We start from the raw sequence: 17332 nt of genomic DNA, 5'->3' as shown, positions 1-17332 counted from the left end.
ACGAGGGACGTCAGTCGGCGCAGAGGTCGCCGATGAACTTGGCCAGACTCTCCGCGTGCGGTCTGGTCAGCATGGTCAGGTGGTCTCCGGGGACCTCCTGGACGACCACGGGGCGGGTGGTGAACCGGTCCCAGCCGCGTGCGGGGTCGTCGAGGAGCCACGACAGGGCCGGTGGCGGCACGTTGTCGTCGTGCAGTTCGGCGGCCCGGAAGAACGTCAGGACACCGTCGTACGGCTCCGAGGGGGTGTGTAGGCTGCGCTGGTCGGCGATGTAGGTGCGGATGAAGCCGCGGAGCTGCACGTCGTCGTCCAACTCGGGCGGCAGCACGCCTTGTTGCCTGAGCGCCTGCCGCAGCCGGTCGACCTGCTCCTCGTCGGTGAGGCCGACGAGGTCCTCCTCGGTGATCTCCGGGGCGTGGCCGAAGAGGCGGCCGAAGACGCCGGCCAGCGCCACCAGCCAGGCCGACTGGTCCCAGTCCTCGAAGTACGCGTGGCGCTCGGGCAGCGGCGCGGCCGTGTCCAGCAGGCCCACGAGCGAGACCTGCCGGCCCACGTCCCGCAGCCGGCGGGCCAGCTCCATCGCGACATGCCCGCCGAAGGAGTGGCCGACGAACCGGAACGGCCCCGACGGCTGCTCGCCGAGCACCAACGGCAGGTACTGGTCGGCCAGTTGCCGCACCAGGGAGCCGGTGTCGACGTCCTCGGTGAAGTTCGGCTGCAGCCCGTACACGGCGAACCGCTCCGGCAGGCCGCTGACCAGCTCGTGGAAGTACATGAGGTTGCCGCCCGCGCCCGGGAAGAGGTACAGCGGTTCGTGCCCGCCGGGCCGCAGCCGGATCAGGGACCTGCGGGCCGTGTCGCCGCCCCGCACCAGGCTCGCCGCGAGCTCGGCGACCGTCGGCCCCTGGAAGAGGTCCGCCATGGACAGGCGCCGCCCGAACTCCTTCTCGATCCGCGCCAGCAGCGCCACGGCGAGCACCGAATTGCCGCCGAGCCGGAAGAAGTTGTCATGGGCGCCCACGGAGGCCTCGCCGAGCACCTCGCCCCACAGCACCGCGAGCCGCATCTCCGTGAGGCTGCTCGGCGCCGTCCAGCCCTCTTCGGACCGGGACGGGCGGGCCGGCGCGGGCAGCGCCTTCCTGTCGATCTTGCCGTTGGGCGTGTACGGCAGCTCCGCGAGGACCTGCAAGGTCGCCGGGACCATGTATCCGGGCAGTCGCCCGGCGATGTGGCCGCGCAGCGCCGCCTCATCGAGCTCCGTCCCGGGGCGGGCCACCACGTAACCGGCGATCTGCCGCTCCACGCCCGTCCCGTGCACCGTCGCGGCCGCCTGCGCCACATCGGCGTGCGACCCGAGGGCGGCCTCGATCTCGCCCAGTTCGATGCGGTACCCGCGCACCTTGACCTGGTGGTCGGTGCGGCCGATGAACTCCAGGGTGCCGTCGGGGCGGTATCTGGCCAGGTCGCCCGTCCGGTAGAGGCGGGCGCCCGGGGCGGTCGCCCACGGGTCGGGCAGGAACCGTTCCTCCGTCAGCTCGGGCCGCCCCAGATAGCCGCGGGCCACTCCGGCGCCCGCGATGTGCAGCTCGCCCGGGACGCCGATCGGTGTCGGGGCGCCGTGCCGGTCCAGGACGCGCAGGGCGGTGTTGGCGATGGGCCGTCCGATGAAGACCGTGCCCGTGTCGTCCACCCGGTGGGTGCTGGACCAGATGGTCGTCTCGGTCGGCCCGTACATGTTGTGCAGCCGGGCCCCGGTCACCGCCGTGACCCGCTCGGCGAGTCCCCGCGGCAGCTCCTCGCCGCCGAGCAGCAGCAGGTCGAGGCGTGCGAGCGCCGACGGGCCGCCCGGCTCGTCGAGGATCATGGCGGCCTGGGAGGGGGTGCACTGCAGCTTGGTCACGCCGTGCCGCTCGATGAGTTCCGGCACGGTGAGAGCGGGGGCCGTGTTGCGGTCCGCGTGCAGGGCGCGGGCGCGGTCCAGCATGGGCAGCGCGTCGAGCACCGCGTCGTCGTCCACGCCGAAGTCGATGAGGCAGGCGACCTCGTTGACGCCGGTGTCGGCGATGCCGTCGAGGAGTTCGGCGGTCCGCTCGGGCGTGCCGAACAGCGCGGCGGTGTCGTAGTACCGCTCGAAGGCGTGGTCGAGGAGCGTTCGCAGGTCGTCCTCGGGGAGGTTCCGCAGGTCGTCGCCGAGCCCGAGGCTGCGGGCGAGGTTGCCGATCAGCCCCAGCGACGAGGAGAGGTAGTCGCGGAACGGGCCGCGGACGGTCTCCTTGATCAGCTCCGGGTCGTCGCCGACGAACGTGTGGACCATGAGCGTGACCCGCCCCGGGCCCTCGTGGCCCGCCTGGGCCCTGGCGCTGCGGTAGAGGGCGATCTTCTCCTGGAGCCGGTCGAGGTCCTGGTTCAGGAGGTGGGTCAGCAGGTTGGCCCCGGACTCGCCGGCCGCGCGGAACGTCTCCTCGCTGCCCGCCGCCGTGACCCAGACCGGCAGTTCCCGCTGCACGGGCCGGGGCAGCGACCGGACGGCCGTCTTCTTGCCCGTGCCGTTGGGCAGCTCCACCGCCTCGCCCCGCCACAGGGACCGCAGGGTGCCGATGCCGTCCAGCATGACCTGCTTGCGTTCGGCGTAGTTCTCCGGGGCGAGCACGAAGTCGTCGGCCTGCCAGCCGGACGCTATGGAGACGCCCGCCCGGCCCCCGGAGAGGTTGTCCACGACCGCCCACTCCTCGGCGACCCGCAGCGGATGGTGCAGCGGCAGGACCACGCTGCCCGCGCGCACGGCCACCCGCTCGGTCACCGCGGCGACCGCCGCGCCCGTCACCGCCGGGTTCGGGTAGATGCCGCCGAACGCGTGGAAGTGCCGCTCCGGCGTCCAGACCGCCTCGAACCCGTGGGTGTCGGCGAACCTGGCGCCCTCAAGGAGCAGCCGGTAGGCACCGGGCCGCGCCTGCCCCTCGGTCTCCGTGGCGCTGGAGAAGTAGAACAGGCTGAGGTCCGCGACCCTGCCCGGCCGGCGCGCGGCGGACCGCGGCGGATCGGCCTGAAGCACCACCGTCGAACCCTGCGTCAGCGTCCACACCAGTTCGAGGACGGAGATGTCGAAGGAGACCGTGGTGACGCCCAGCCACGTTCCCACGCCGTCGGCGCCGAACTCGTCCGTCATGGCGGCGCAGAAGTTGACGACGTTGCGGTGCTCGACCATGACGCCCTTGGGGCGGCCGGTCGAGCCGGAGGTGTAGATGGCGTAGGCGAGGTCCTCGGGGCGGGCGCCGCCGTCGGACGGCCCGGAGGTCGCCCCGGCGCCGAGCTCGCTTTCGCTGAGCTCGTCGAGGCACAGGATCTCCGTGTGCTCGGGGCAGCTGACACCGGGGCGCAGCGCGGACTCCGTCAGCAGGAGGCGGGCCCCGGCGTCGCCCAGGATGTACGCGTTGCGCTCGGCGGGCGCGGCCGGGTCCAACGGCACATAGGCGGCACCGGACTTGAGGACCGCGAGCAGCGCGACGACCAGCTCGGGGGTGCGCGGCAGACAGAGTCCGACCAGGGCGCCCGGCTCGGCGCCGTGCCCGCGCAGCAGCGCGGCGAGCCGGTCCGCCTGCGCGTCGAGGTCCGCGTACGTCACCACGGTGTCGCCCTGCACGATCGCGGGCTGCTCCGGGGTCCGTACGGCCTGCCGCTCCACCAGTGAGTGCACCGTCGTGGCGTCGACGTCCAGGGCGGTGTCGTTCCACCGCTCCAGGAGCAGCTTCCGGTCGTCCGCGCCGAGCAGCGGCAGCTCGGAGAGGGGCGTCCCGGGGGCGGTGACGGCGGCGTCGAGCAGCGTGCTCCAGTGGTCCAGCCAGCGCCGCGCGGTCGCCGCGTCGTACAGGTCGGTCGCGAATTCGAGGACGCCGCGCAGACCGTCGGGGCCCTCCTCCACGATCAGCGTCGTGTCGAACTTGGCGGTGCCCGTGTGCACCTCTTCGAGGCGCGCGTCGAACCCGGGGAGCCGGAAGCTCTCCGTCGTCGCGTTCTGCAGGATGAACATGTGCTGGAAGAGCGGGCTGTAGCTGAGGGTGCGCTCCGGCTGCAGCTCCTCGACGAGCTGTTCGAAGGGCAGGTCCTGGTGGTCGAAGGCGCCGAGCGCCGTCGCACGGACCCGCCGCAGCAGCTCGTCGAAGGTCGGCTCGCCGCCCGCGTTCACCCGCATGACCAGCGTGTTCACGAAGAAGCCGATCAGCGGCTCCACTTCGGGGCGGAGCCGCCCGGCCACCGGCGTGCCCAGCGGTACGTCTTCGGCTCCGCCGAGGCGCGCGAGGAGCGCCGACCAGGACGCGAGCAGCACCATGTAGGGCGTGCAGCCGTACCGGTGCGCGAGCTCCCGTACCCGCTCCATGAGCGCGGCGGGCAGGTGGAAGGGGACCGAGTCGCCGCGGTAGGACTGCACCGCGGGCCGGGTCCTGTCGGCGGGCAGTTCGAGCAGGCCGGGGGCGCCGTCGAGCTCCTTGCGCCAGTACTCCAGCTCGGGGCCGAGCGCTTCGGGGGTGAGGTGCTGCCGCTGCCACGCGGCGTAGTCGGCGTACCGCACCGTCAGTTCGGGCAGCGGCGGGGTGTCGGCGCTGCCGGTGCGCGCCGCGTAGAGCGCGGCCAGGTCCCGGTAGAGGATGCCGAGCGACCAGGCGTCGGCGGCGATGTGGTGCACCGAGAGCAGCAGATGCGTCAGACCCGGTCGCTCGTGCACGAGGGCCGCGCGCACCAGCGGTGCCCGGCCGATGTCGAAGGGGCGGCGCGCCTCCTCCGCCGCCACCTCCTCGACCGTCCGGCCGGGCGGCAAGTCCTGTTCAGTGAACGGTACTTCGTACGTGTCGGCCAGGACGGCCACCGGTCCGCCGTCCCCGGCGCGGACGGCGGTGCGCAGGGCCTCGTGCCGTGCCACGAGGTCGGTGAAGGCCTGGCGCAGCGCCTGCCACTCGCCGGGGCCCGCCTCGCCCTCCAGCCTGATCCGGCCGGACAGCACGTAGGCGGCGCCGCCGCTCTCCGGCAGCATCTCGGACATGACCCACATCCGCTGCTGCCCGAAGGAGAGCGGCAGCCGGTCGTGTTCGGCGTCGACCGGGGTGATCGCGGGCCGGTCGCCGACGCGCTCGCCGCGCGCCTCCCGCAACAGCGCGATCAGCGCGTCGCGGTGCGCGGACACGCGGGCGCGCAGCTGGCCGTCGAGGGCACCGGCGGGGGCGCTGAAGCGCAGCCGCCCCTCCTCCTCCCACAGGCGGATCTCGCGGGCACGAAGCTCCCCGAGCAGTTCGGCGGGCGTGGTCACAGCTCTCCCTCTTCCCATTCGTCACCCGCACCGGCGGGCACGTGCGGCTCGGCGGCCCACAGCAGGACTTCCAGCCGCTCGGCGAGCGCCGCCACGGTGGGCCGTGCGAACACGGCACGCGCGGTGATGTCGACGCCGTGCTCCTCGCTCAGCCGCAGGGCGGCCCGGGTGGCGGCCAGCGAATGGCCGCCGGACTGGAAGAAGTCGTCGTCGCGGCCCACCCGGTCGAGGCCGAGGATGTCCGCGAAGACGGCGGCCACCGACTTCTCCAGCGCCGTCTCGGGCTCGCGTCCCTCGGTCGGCTGCCGCTCGGGCTCGGGCAGCAGCGAGCGGGCCACCTTGCCCGCGACGGTCAGCGGCAGGGCGTCCATCGGCACGAAGACCGTGGGCACCATGTACTCGGGCAGCCGGTCCAGACAGTGCCGTCGCAGCTCCGCCGCGGCCGGCGGCCCGCTGTCCGCCACCACCCAGGCGATGAGCGCCTGGGCCGCGCCGCTCCCGCGCGCCTCCACCACGGCCTCCCTGACCGCCGGATGGCTCAGGAGCGCCGCCGACACCTCGCCGGGCTCCACCCGGAAACCCCGCACCTTGACCTGGTGGTCCACGCGCCCGAGGTGCTCCAGGACACCGTCGGCGCGCAGCCGTGCGAGGTCTCCGGTGCGGTACATGCGCTCGCCCGGGGCGAAGGGGTCCTCGACGAACGCCTTGTCCGTCAGGTCCTGCCGGTGGAGGTAGCCCCGGGCCAGACAGGGCCCGGCCACGTGTACTTCACCGGCGACGCCGGGCGGGACGGGGGCGCCGTGCGGGTCGAGCACGCGTATCCGCACGTTGTCGACGGGGGTGCCCACGGGGGGCAGGTGCTCCCACTCGTCGGGGGTGCCCCGGAGCGTGTACGAGGTGATGACGTGCGCCTCGGAGGGCCCGTACTGGTTGTGAAGGACCGCCCCCGTGTGCCGGAAGAAGTCCCGCAACTCCTCGGTGACCTGGAGCTGTTCGCCCGCGCTGAACACCTCGCGCAGCCGCTCCGGCCACCCGCCGCCGCGCGCGTGGGCCACCTCGGCGAGCTGCTGCAGTGCCACGTACGGCAGGAAGAGGCGGGTGATGCCCTCCTCCCGCACGTACGGCAGGAGCCGCATCGCGTCGCGGCGCGTCTCGGCGTCGACCAGGACGACGGTGCCGCCCGCGGCCCACGTGCCGAACATCTCCATCATGCAGATGTCGAAGTGCAGCGGGCTGAACTGGAGGACGCGGTCGTCGGGGGCGAAGGGGAAGGCCGCGGTCTGCCAGGCGAGGAGGTTGGCGATGGCGCCGTGCCGCATGGCGATGCCCTTGGGCCTGCCCGTGGACCCGGACGTGTAGATCACGTAGATCAGGTCGTCCCGGCCGGTCGTCGGAGCGATCGCGTCGACCGGCGCGGTGGACCAGTCCAGCTCGTCGAGTCGCAGCAGGACCCTCTCCGCGTCCGGCCCGATGTCGAGGGGCGCGTCGGCGATGACGATGTCCGGGCCCGCCTCGTCGAGCATTTGACGGGTGCGGTCGGCCGGGTGGTCCGGGTCGAGCGGCAGGAAGGCGGCGTCGGCCTTCAGGATCGCGAGCACCGCGATCACCTGGCGCGGCGACCGCTGCGTGTAGAGGCCGACCAGGGTGCCCCGGCGCACACCGCGGTCCCGCAGCACCGCGGCCAGCTTGCTGCTCTCCCGCTCCAGTTCGGCGTACGTCAGCGACTCGCCCGCCCGTTCCACCGCGACGGCGTCGGGGCGCAGCGCGGCCTGCTCGGCGACGTACCGGTGCACGGGCCGGTCCAGGTCGACGGCCCGCTCCGCGCCCAGGCCGGCCTCGACGGCGGCGCGCTGCCCGGCCGGGGAGAGCAGCGGCAGCCGGGCGACGTCGGCCCCGGGGCCGTCGAGCGCCGAGCCGAGGAGCTGCCGGAAGGCATCGGCAAGGCCGCGCGCCGTGGCGGGGTCGAAGAGGTCCCGCGCGTACTCCAGCGAACAGGCGAGGCTGTCGCCCCGGTTCTCCGCGAAGAGCGTCAGGTCGAACTTGGCGGTGCCGTTGTGCACGTCCGCCCGGGAGACCGCGACACCGCCCGTCTCGGTCGCGTCCAGCGGCGTCTCGAAGTACGTGAGCATCGCCTGGAACACCGGCGTGTGGCTCAGGGACCGCTGCGGAGCGGTCTCGGCGACGATGCGCTGGAACGGTACGTCCAGGTGCTCGATGCCCTCCAGGAAGGTGCGCTGGACGTGCCCGAGGAGCTCCTCGAACGTGGCGGCGGCGGTCAGGTCGACCCGCAGCGGCAGCGTCTTGACGAAGAAGCCCACCAGGGACGCCGCCTGCGGCTGGTCCCGGTTGCCGACCGGCGTCCCGATGACCAGCTCGTCGGTCCGTGCGCACCGGGCAAGCGCGGCGGCCCAGCAGGTCAGGAGCACCACGTACGGCGTGACGCGGGCCCGGGCGGCCACCTCGTTCAGCCGGGCCGTCAGCCGCGCGTCGACGGTGAAGTCGACGGTGTCGCCGTCGAACGACTGGCGCAGCGGCCGCGGCCGGTCCGTGGGCAGCTCCAGGAGGGGCGGCACGCCCTCCAACTGCCGCTTCCAGTAAGCGAGCTGCTGGTGTTCGCCCAAGGGGGAGAGGCTGTTCCGCTGCCACTCGGTGACGTCCGCGTAGTGCAGGGAGAGCGGCGCCAGCGCGGAGGGCTCGGCGTCGGCCTCGTACAGGACGAACAGCTCGCGGAAGAGCACCGAGAGCGAAGCGGCGTCCGCGGCGATGTGGTGCACCGCCAGGACGAGATACGCCTCCTGCGGCGCCGTGGTCACGAGAACGGCGCGCAACAGCCGTCCCACCGCCAGGTCGAAGCGCTCGCGCCCGGTCTCGCGGGCGATCCGGGTGAGCTCCTCCTCCCGCTCCCCGGACGGCAGTCCGGTCAGGTCCACGCGCTCCACGGGCAGCGGAGCGGGGTCGAGGACGGTCTGCCGGGGGTTGCCGTCGGGCCCGACCCGGAAGGCGGTGCGCAGGGCCTCGTGCCGGTTCGCCAGCTGGGAGAGGCACGACTCCAGGACCTCGTGGCGCAGCGGTCCTTCGAGCCGGATGACGCCGCTGATCACATACGTCGGCTGGTGCCCCTCCAGCTGGTCGAGGACCCAGAGCGCCTCCTGCCCCGGGGAGAGCGGGAACGTACGGCCGTCGCGGGGCAGCGCGGGCACCGGCCCGGCCGCCCGGGCCTGCGCGGTGAGATGCGCGAGCAGGCCGGGCTTGTGGGCGACCAGCCGGTCGCGGAGCTCCGCGGTCAGCGCCCCTTTCGCCGCCGACACGCGCAGCTCGCCGTCCTCCGCCGTCAGCCGTATCCGCGCGGCCTCCACGTCCCGCAGCAGATCGGTGAGTTCCTGGAACGCCTGCGCGTCCTCCTGCCCCCTGCTCACAGCGTGATTTCCTCTCGTTCCGCGTGGTCGTCCAGTTCGTCGAGCACCCCGGCGAGCTGTTCGAGCACGTACTCGGTCAGCTCCTCGATGGAGGCGCCTTCCAGGAAGCGCACGATCGGGACGACGACTCCGAGGTCGTTCTTGATGCGATTGCGGATGTCCAGGGACATCAGCGAGTCGAGCCCCAGCTCGGTGACGGGCTGCTGCGGGTCGATGTGCGGGTCGAGGCCGAGGACCGCGGCGAGGCGTTCCGTCAGATAGCCGCCGACGATGCCGGCGCGCTCCTGGGCGTCGGCCCCCGCGCACTTGTGCAGCAGCTCGGTCGTCCCGCTGTCGCCCGCCTCGTCGAGGAAAGCGGCGAACTGCTGGTTGTGCCGGGCCGTCGGGAAGGCCTCGAAGACGCCGGACCAGCCGATCCTCGCCACCGTGGTCTGCCGGGGGTTCTTGTCGAGGACGCGGTCGAACACCTCCAGCGCCTCGGCCGGGCGCATGCTGCCCACGCCCACCCGGGCGAGCTGCTCCAGGCCCTTCTCGCGGACGGCGAGGCCCACATCGTTCCACGGGCCGTAACCGAGCGCCGTACCGGCCGCGCCCCGGGTGCGCCGGTGCTGGGCGAGCGCGTCGAGGAACGCGTTGGCGGCCGCGTAGTTGGCGGCGCCCACACCGATCGGGCCGAAGACGGCGGGCAGCGCCGAGACCAGCACGAACAGCCGCGCGTCGCCGAAGACGCTGTGCAGGTTCCACGACCCGGCGACCTTGGGCGCCGCGACGTCGCGCAGCTGCCCCAGCTCCAGGTCGGCGAGGAGCGCCCCGTCCACCACACCGGCCAGATGCACCACACCGACCACGTCCGGCAGCCCGAGCAGCGCGAGCTGCTCCGGCAGGGCCCGGACCGCCGCCGCGGACGCCACGTCCACCGCCAGGGTGGTGACCCGCGCCCCCAGCGAGGTCAGCTCGTCCACCGCCGCACGCTGGGTGTCGGTGGTCACGCCGCGCCTGCTGGTCAGGACCAGGTGGCGGGCGCCGCGCCGCACCATGCGCCCGGCGATGGCGAGCCCGAGGTCGCCGAGACCGCCGGTGAGCAGATAGGTGCCGGCCGGGTCGAGCTGCGGCAGCGGATCGGCGGGCCGGGCCAGCACGGTGTCGCGTACCAGCCGAGGGGAGAGCAACCGGTCGCCGCGCAGGGCCAGTTGGTCCGCCGCGCCGTCACGCGGCGCGAGCAGCACGGAGGTCAGCCGCCCGGCGGTCGCGCGGTCCGCGGTCCCCGCCGGGTCCAGGTCGACCAGGCCGCCCCAGATGTCGGGCTGCTCCACCGCGAGGACCCTGCCGAGCCCCCAGACGGGCGCCTGGAGCACACCCCGCTCGGTGACGTCGTCCTGGGCGGGCTGCGCCCCCTGGGTCACCACCCACAGCCGCCCGCAGCGGGTGGGGTCGTCCAGTTCGAGGGCGGCCCGGGTCAGGGCGAGCGCCGCCTCGCTGCCGTGGCGCTGGGCGTCCTCCACCGCCTCGGTCGTCGGGGCGCCGGCCTCGGGGACGTCCAGCGGCCACAGCAGGGCCACGCCGTGCAGCGGGCCCTCCGCGACCGCTCGGTACAGGGCGCGCCGGATCGCCGTGGCGTCCGGTACGCCGCTCGCGCGGACCACTTCCACCGTGTGACCCGACGCCCGCAGCCCGTCGGCGAGCGTGTCGCCGTACCCGTGGGCGTCGGCGAGGACCAGCCAGCGGCCCGGGCTCAGCTCGGTGGGGGCGGGCTCGGACACCGCGGTCCACTCCGTGCGGTAGCAGAGCTCCGCGCCCGCGTCCGCGTGGTCGCCGTCCGCCTCCACCAGGCGCATGCGCAGCCCCCGGGCGCGGGCGACCGTGCCCGCGTCGTCGAAGAGGCGTACGTCGGCGACGAGTTCGCCCGAACCCTCCGCCGTGGGCGTGCGCACCACGTGGGAGTGGACCGTGCCAGTGAGCGGGCGCAGGGTCTCGAAGGTCCCCACTCCGCTGGGCAGGGCGAGGGCCTCCGAGCCGTCGAGCGCGCCGGGGGCCAACGCGCCGAGCAGCAGGAACGCGTTGTCGAGCAGCGCCGGATGGAACTCGTACGCCTGCTCCGCCGGGCCCTCGGGCACCGAGAGCCGCCCGAGCACCTCGCGTTCGCCGACCCACACGTTCTCCAGGCACCGCATGGCGGGCCCGTAGAAGGCACCGGCGGCCTCGATCCGGGCGAAGAACTCCGCCACGTCGACCTCGGTGAGCGAACGGGCGAGGACCGTCTCGGCGTCGTCGTCCCCGACGGTCACCGGCGCCTGGGAGGCCGCAACGGGCGCGGGCGCGCCGTCGACGGGCCGTACCGTGACGTGCTCCGCGGCGTCCCGCAGCCGGTCCAGCTGCGGCAGCCCGCCGAGCACCTCGTCGGGGGCGGGCCCGAAGTCCAGCAGACAGGCCAGTTCGTCGGCCCCGGCCTCCGCGAGCCGCTCGACCAGCGGCAGACAGGACTCCGGCGAGCCGATCAGCGACCGCTCGGCGGCGAACCGGTCGTACAGGAAGGAGACGAAGCGGGTCAGCTCCTCGTCGGGCAGCGCGCTGATGTCGACGTCGTCACCGTGCCCACGGCTGCGGGCCAGCCCCTTGAGCAGCCCCAGGTTCCCCTTCAGATACGTGCAGTACGGGTCCTTCGCCTGCCGCACGGCCGTGTCCGCGTCCTCGCCGACGAACGTGTGCAGCATGACGGTGACGCACCCCTCGGCCGGATCGAAACCGGCCTCGGCGCGGGCGGCCCGGTACCGGGTGATGTTCTCGGCGAGCCCTTCGACGCCCTGGTCCAGCAGGTGCGTCAGCAGGTTCGCGCCGACGCGGCCGGCCCTGGCGAAGCTCTCGGGCGAGCTGGCCGCGGTCAGCCACAGCGGCAGCTCGGGCTGGAGCGGACGCGGATACGTGCGGACCCGGATGGGCGCTCCTGTACCGCTGGTCGCCGGCACCTGCTCGCCCCGCCACAGGGCGCGCAGGGTCGGGATCGCCTCCTCCAGATAGGCGTTGCGGGTGGCGTAGCGCTCGGGGAAGAACGCGAAGTCGTCCGGGTTCCAGCCGGAGGCCAGCGAGATGCCCACCCGGCCGCCCGACAGATGGTCGACGACGGCCCACTCCTCCGCCGTGCGCAGCGGATCGTGCAGCGGCGCCACCACGCTGCCCGCCCGCAGCCCGATGCGCCGGGTCTCCCGGGCGAGGGCCGCGTGCAGCAGCGCGGGGTTGGGGTAGAGCGAGCCGAGCGGCGTGAAGTGCCGCTCCGGCACCCACACGCTGTGGAAGCCGTGCTCGTCGCCGAAGCGCGCGCTGCGCACCAGCAGGTCGTAACGGTCCGCCCCGGCCAGCGCGTTCTCGTCGCTGGCGAAAAACATCAGACTGAACTTCATGCCGCGCCCTCCGCGTCGGTCGTGATGGCGGCCGGCCCGTCACCGGCGCGGACCAGCCGCGCGCCGGCGTGCTCGGTCCACTCGGCGCCACCGGTCTCGTCCCTGCTGTGCACGGTGAAGGACAGCGCCCCGTCGGAACGCCGGTGGAGGGCGACCTGCACCACGCGCGCCCCGTCGTGCGGAACGCTGAGCATGCTCTGGTAGCGCACGTCGTGAAGGACGTAGCGCCCCTCGGGGTCCAGTTCGCGGGCGGCGGCGAGGGCCAGCTCGATGTAGCTGGTGCCGGGCGCGACGACCCGTCCCTGGATGCGGTGGTCGTCGAGGACCGCCACCTGCCCCTGGGCGAGCACCCGTTGCCACACGTGGCGTCGCGGCTCCGCCGCCGTCGGAGGCAGCGGCCGGCCCAGGAGCGGGTGCCAGGTGCTGTGCCCGGCGTCCGCGGCGGGCGCCACCTGCTCGGGCGCCACCTGCTCGGGCGCCACCTGGTCGGGCAGCCAGAACCGGCGGCGCTGGAAGGGCGCGGACGGCAGCGGCCGCCTGCGGCCCCCGCGCCCGTGGCGCACGGCCGTCCAGTCCACTTCGGTGCCCGCGCTCCACACGGCGCCCAGCGCCCGGGTCAGGGACTGCTCCTCCGGCCTGCCGCCCCGCAGCGACGACACCCACAGAACGTCCCCGGTCCCCTTGGTGATCCGCCGGGCCAGCGGCGCGAGGACTGCGTCGGGGCCGATCTCCACCCCGGTGGCGCAGCCGGCCTCCACCAGGGCCGCGACCCCGTCGGCATAGCGGACGGCCTGACGCAGCTGGTCCACCCAGTACTCGGGGCCGGTGAACAGCTCGTCCTCCCGCCGGCCCGTCACCGAGGACACCAGCGGCAGCCGGGGCCGGTGCAGCGTCACGTCGTTCAGCGCCTCGCGGAACTCGTCGAGCACCGGGTCGAGGAGCGGGGAGTGGAAGGCGTGCGAGGTACGGATCGCGGTGGACTGGTGGCCGCGCTCGCGCAGCAGCGCGCAGACGGCGTCCAGCGCCTCTTCCGACCCGGAGATCACCGTCTCGTCCGCTCCGTTGACCGCGGCCACGGCGGCCCGGTCGGCGTAGGGCGCGAGCACCTCACGGACGACGGCCTCCCCGGCCCGCACGGCGCGCATCGCCCCGCCGGTCGGCAGCATCTGCGTGAGGCGGGCCCGCGTACCGAGCAGGAACAGCGCGTCCGCCGGCTCGAACACCCCGGCCAGACACGCGGCGACGTACTCGCCGACGCTGTGCCCGAACATCAGGTCCGGCACCACTCCGAACGAGCGCCAGAGCGCGGCCAGGGAGTACTCCACCGCGAAGATCGCAGGCTGGGCGTACTCGGTCCGCGCCAGCGCGTCGGCGTCGCCGACCACCGCGCGCAGATCCCACCCGAAGTGCCGCTCGACCACGCGGGCGCACTCGTCGAACGCCTCGCGGTACGCCGCGTGATCGCGGTACAGCTCGACACCCATCCCGGGGCGCTGCGCCCCCTGCCCTGTGAAGAGGAAGGCGAGCGGGGCGCGGCGGTGGGGAGCGCGGCCCAGCGCCGCGTCGGGCGCCGGACGTCCGGTCCCGGCGAAGCGCGCCAGGGTCTCCCGGGCCTCCGCCACGCCGGACGCGGTCACCGCGAGCCGGTGCGGCCAGACGGTCCGGGCGGTGGACGTGGTGTGGGCGATGTCCGCCAAGGAGGCCGTCGAGCCGTCCAGGACGTCCGCGTAGCGCCGGGCCAGCCCGCGCAGCGCCTCGGGCGTCCGCGCCGACAGCAACACCGGCTCGGCGGCGGCCTGTTGGCCGTCCGCAGGTGCCTCCGGGAGCTCCGTGCCGGGCGCCTCGCCGACGACCACGTGCACATTGGTGCCGCCGAACCCGAAGGCGCTGACCCCCGCGGTCCGCCGGTCCGCCGGCCACTCCTGTGCGGTGGTGGGCACCGTCAGCGGCGAGTCGAGGTCCGCGATGTGCGGGTTGAGCCGCGTGAGGTGGATCTGGCCAGGGATGGTGGCGTGCCGCAGGGCGAGCACCACCTTGATGAGGCCGGCGATGCCCGCGGCGGACTCGGTGTGCCCGATGTTCGCCTTCACCGAGCCGACGTGGCACGGCGGGACGTCCTCGCCCCGGCCGTCGCGCAGCGCCTCGGTCAGCGACTCGAACTCGATGGGGTCGCCGAGCGCGGTGCCGGTGCCGTGCGCCTCGAGGTAGCCGAGCCGGTCGCGGTCGAGCCCCGCCGCCGCCCACGCCTTGCGGACGACGTCCACCTGCGCCTGGCCGTGCGGCGCGGTCAGTCCGTTGGACCGGCCGTCCTGGTTCGCGGCCGAGCCGGGGATGACGGCCAGGATCTCGTCGCCGTCCTCGCGCGCCCGGGACAGCGGCTTGAGGACGACGACCCCGCAGCCCTCGGACCGTACGTACCCGTCGGCGCGCTCGTCGAAGACCTTGCAGCGGCCGTCCGCCGCCATCATGTTGGCGCGGGAGAAGACCGCCGTCAGCTCCGGCGACAGGATGAGGTTGACACCGGCGGCGAGGGCCAGCGTCGTCTCCCCGCGGCGCAGCGACTCGCACGCCTGGTGGACCGCCAGCAGGGACGAGGAGCAGGCGGTGTCGACCGCCAGGCTGGGGCCGCGCAGGTCCCACAGGTAGGAGAGGCGGGCGGCGGCGACACTCAGCGCGTTGCCCGTGCCGTAGTAGGCGTCGAGGGCGGAGCCGGCGCCGGCCGTCAGGCGGGAGTAGTCGTTGTTGCTGATGCCGACGTACACGCCGGTGGCGCTGCCCGCGAGGGTGTCGGGGTGGATCGCGGCGTTCTCCAGGGCCTCCCACGCCACTTCGAGGAGCAGCCGGTGCTGCGGGTCCATGGCGGCGGCCTCGGTCGGCGCGATGCCGAAGAACTCCGGTTCGAAACCGTCGACCTGGGGGAGGAAGCCGCCCCACCGGGTGCTGATGGCGCCCGGCGTGCGCAGCTCGGGGTCGTAGAGCGCGGCGGCGTCCCAGCGGTCGGCCGGTACCTCCACGATGGCGTCACCGCCGTCCCGCACGAGGCGCCAGTACGCCTCCGTGTCCTCGGCGCCGGGGAACCGGCAGGCCATGCCCACCACGGCGATCGGCTCGTCGGGCTGTGCCGCGGGAGCCGCGTCCGCCGCGACCTCGGCGGCGTCCCCGGCGAGGTGCCGTGCGACGTCCTCGGCGCTCTGGAACTGGAAGAGGAGACCGGCGGGCAGCCGCCGTCCGAGGGTGCGCTGGAGAGCCCCCGAAATGGCCACCGTGGAGGCGGAGTCCAGGCCGTACTCCACGAAGTTGGCGCTGGGCGAGATGTCCTCGGGGGCCACCTCCAGGTGCTCGGCGATGGCCGCGATCACCGCGTCGAGGTACCGCGTACCGGCAGCCTCTGCCGTCGGGACCGTCGGGACCGTCGCGGCGGGTCGGCGCGAGGGTGTCGGCCGCCGGGACGCCCGCCAGACACCGACGGTGTCCAGGGAGCCGTCCAGATAGCCGTTCCTGGCGGCGCGCCGGGCGATCTTGCCGCTGGAGGTCTTGGGGATGGCACGGGTGCGGAGCAGGACGAGGGCGTCCAGCGTCACCTCGTGCTCGGCCGCGAGGACAGCGGCCGCGGCGGCTCCGAGGGCGTCGGCGTCGACTGCGTCGATGTCCTGGTGGCGCACCTCCTGCACGACCACGACCCGCTCCTGACCGTCCGAGTCGACGGCGAAGGCGGCCGTGCAGCCGGGCCGGAAGGCGGGGTCCACGTCCTCGACGGTGCGCTCGAGGTCCTGCGGATACAGGTTGCGTCCGCGGACGATGATCAGGTCCTTGATGCGCCCCGTGATGCACAACTGCCCGTCGGCGTCCAGGAAAGCCTTGTCGCCCGTCGCGAGCCAGGGCAGGGCGTCCGGCTCCTCGCCGGCGAGCCGGTTGCCGAAGGCGGCGCGGCTCTCCTCGGGGCGCTGCCAGTAGCCGCTTCCCGCGCTGGGTCCGCGCAGCCAGATCTCGCCGACGGCTCCCGTCGGCAGCGGCTGCCGGGTCTCCGGATCGACGATCAGCAGTTCCTGGTCGAGGTGCGCGCGCCCGCAGGCGAGCACCGCACGCGTCCCGGTGGCGCCGGGCTCCGCCGCGACGGCCCTGTCCTGTTCGAGCCGCGCACCGTCCAGGTGGTGCACCGTCGCGCCCTCACCGGCGTAACCGGAGGTCACGAAGACGGAGTTCTCGGCGAGGCCGTAGGCCGGGTACCAGGAGCCGGTGCGGAAGCCGTGGTCCGCGTACAGCCCGGCGAAGCGCTCCAGGGTGTCGGCGCGGATCGGCTCGGCGGCGTTGAGGGCGACGCGCCAGCGGCTCAGGTCGAGGCCCGCGCGGTCCTCCGGCCGGGTGCGGCGCACGCACAGCTCGTAGGCGAAGTTGGGGGCGCAGGAGAAGGTGCCGCCGAACTCGGACAGGGCGCGCAGCCAGCGGACCGGGTCCTGGAGGAACGCCTCGGGCGGCATGTAGACGAGCCGGGCGCCCCAGTACAGGGAGAGCAGCAGGTTGGCGATCAGGCCCATGTCGTGGAAGAGCGGGAGCCAGGAGACCAGCACCGGCTGTTCGGCGTGGTCCATCGCGTGGGCCATCATGCCCAGGTTGTGCAGCAGGTTGGCGTGGCTGAGCATCACGCCCTTGGGGGCGCCCGTGGAGCCCGACGTGTACTGCAGGAAGGCCAGTTGGGCGGCGTCCCCGTCCGGAGCACGCCAGGCCTCGGCGGCCGCGAGGGGCACGGAATCGGTGGCGATCCAGCGCGCGGAGAGGGCGCTCCCGGCGGCCGACCGGTCGTGCAGCGCCGCCGGCGCCGCGATCACCGCGGCACCGCAGTCCTCGGCGACCGCGTAGAGACGGGCCGCGTGCTTGTCGGAGCGCGGGGGATAGGCGGGCACCGCCACCATGCCCGCGTACAGGCAGCCGTAGAAGGCCACGGCGAACTCGGGTCCCGAGGGGCAGAGCATGAGCACGCGGTCGCCGGGGTCCGCGATCTCCTGGAGCCGGGCAGCGAGGGCCCGGGCGCGCAGGTCCAGGTCGGCGAAGGTCAGTTCCTCCGTCACCTGAGTGCCGTCGGCAAGGAAGGTGAAAGCCGTCTGCCGGCCGTTCTCGGTGGCGCGTGCCCTGAGGAGGTCCACCAAGGTACGGGCCGACAGGGCCGATGGCACTGGCTGGGATATACCGCTCACGTCTGCCTCTCTCAGAACCTCGGGAAATGT

At 74.0% G+C, this 17332-nt stretch carries 4 protein-coding genes; all 4 read right to left on the bottom strand.

Going from position 1 to position 17332, the window contains the following annotated elements:
• Positions 1-10 precede the first annotated feature (10 nt).
• The 4 genes from ACI2L3_RS35675 to ACI2L3_RS35660 are packed head-to-tail and all read right to left on the bottom strand — an operon-like array spanning position 11 to position 17281.
• Positions 11-5299 (bottom strand): MupA/Atu3671 family FMN-dependent luciferase-like monooxygenase, encoded by a 5289-nt coding sequence (locus tag ACI2L3_RS35675; RefSeq protein WP_404756583.1) that lies wholly within the window; start codon positions 5297-5299, stop codon positions 11-13.
• Positions 5296-8715 (bottom strand): amino acid adenylation domain-containing protein, encoded by a 3420-nt coding sequence (locus ACI2L3_RS35670; RefSeq protein ID WP_404756582.1) that lies wholly within the window; start codon positions 8713-8715, stop codon positions 5296-5298. Before ACI2L3_RS35670 ends, ACI2L3_RS35675 begins: the two co-directional genes overlap by 4 nt.
• Complete coding sequence (locus tag ACI2L3_RS35665) at positions 8712-12110, bottom strand: MupA/Atu3671 family FMN-dependent luciferase-like monooxygenase (protein WP_404756581.1); 3399 nt, start codon at positions 12108-12110, stop codon at positions 8712-8714. Before ACI2L3_RS35665 ends, ACI2L3_RS35670 begins: the two co-directional genes overlap by 4 nt.
• Positions 12107-17281, bottom strand: coding sequence for a beta-ketoacyl synthase N-terminal-like domain-containing protein (locus ACI2L3_RS35660; RefSeq protein ID WP_404756580.1), 5175 nt, complete (start codon positions 17279-17281; stop codon positions 12107-12109). The genes ACI2L3_RS35665 and ACI2L3_RS35660 overlap by 4 nt, the downstream gene beginning before the upstream one ends.
• Between the last annotated feature and the right edge of the window lie 51 nt (positions 17282-17332).

Source organism: Streptomyces sp. NPDC029674, from assembly GCF_044903205.1.
Taxonomy (GTDB): domain Bacteria; phylum Actinomycetota; class Actinomycetes; order Streptomycetales; family Streptomycetaceae; genus Streptomyces.
Note: the sequence above shows the minus strand (reverse complement) of the source record. Positions and strands in the feature narration are given on the sequence as shown.

Coding starts and splice junctions, on each gene's coding strand:
- ACI2L3_RS35665 (WP_404756581.1), bottom strand. CDS start 12,110: ATGAAGTTCAGTCTGATGTTTTTCGCCAGCGACGAGAACGCGCTGGCC.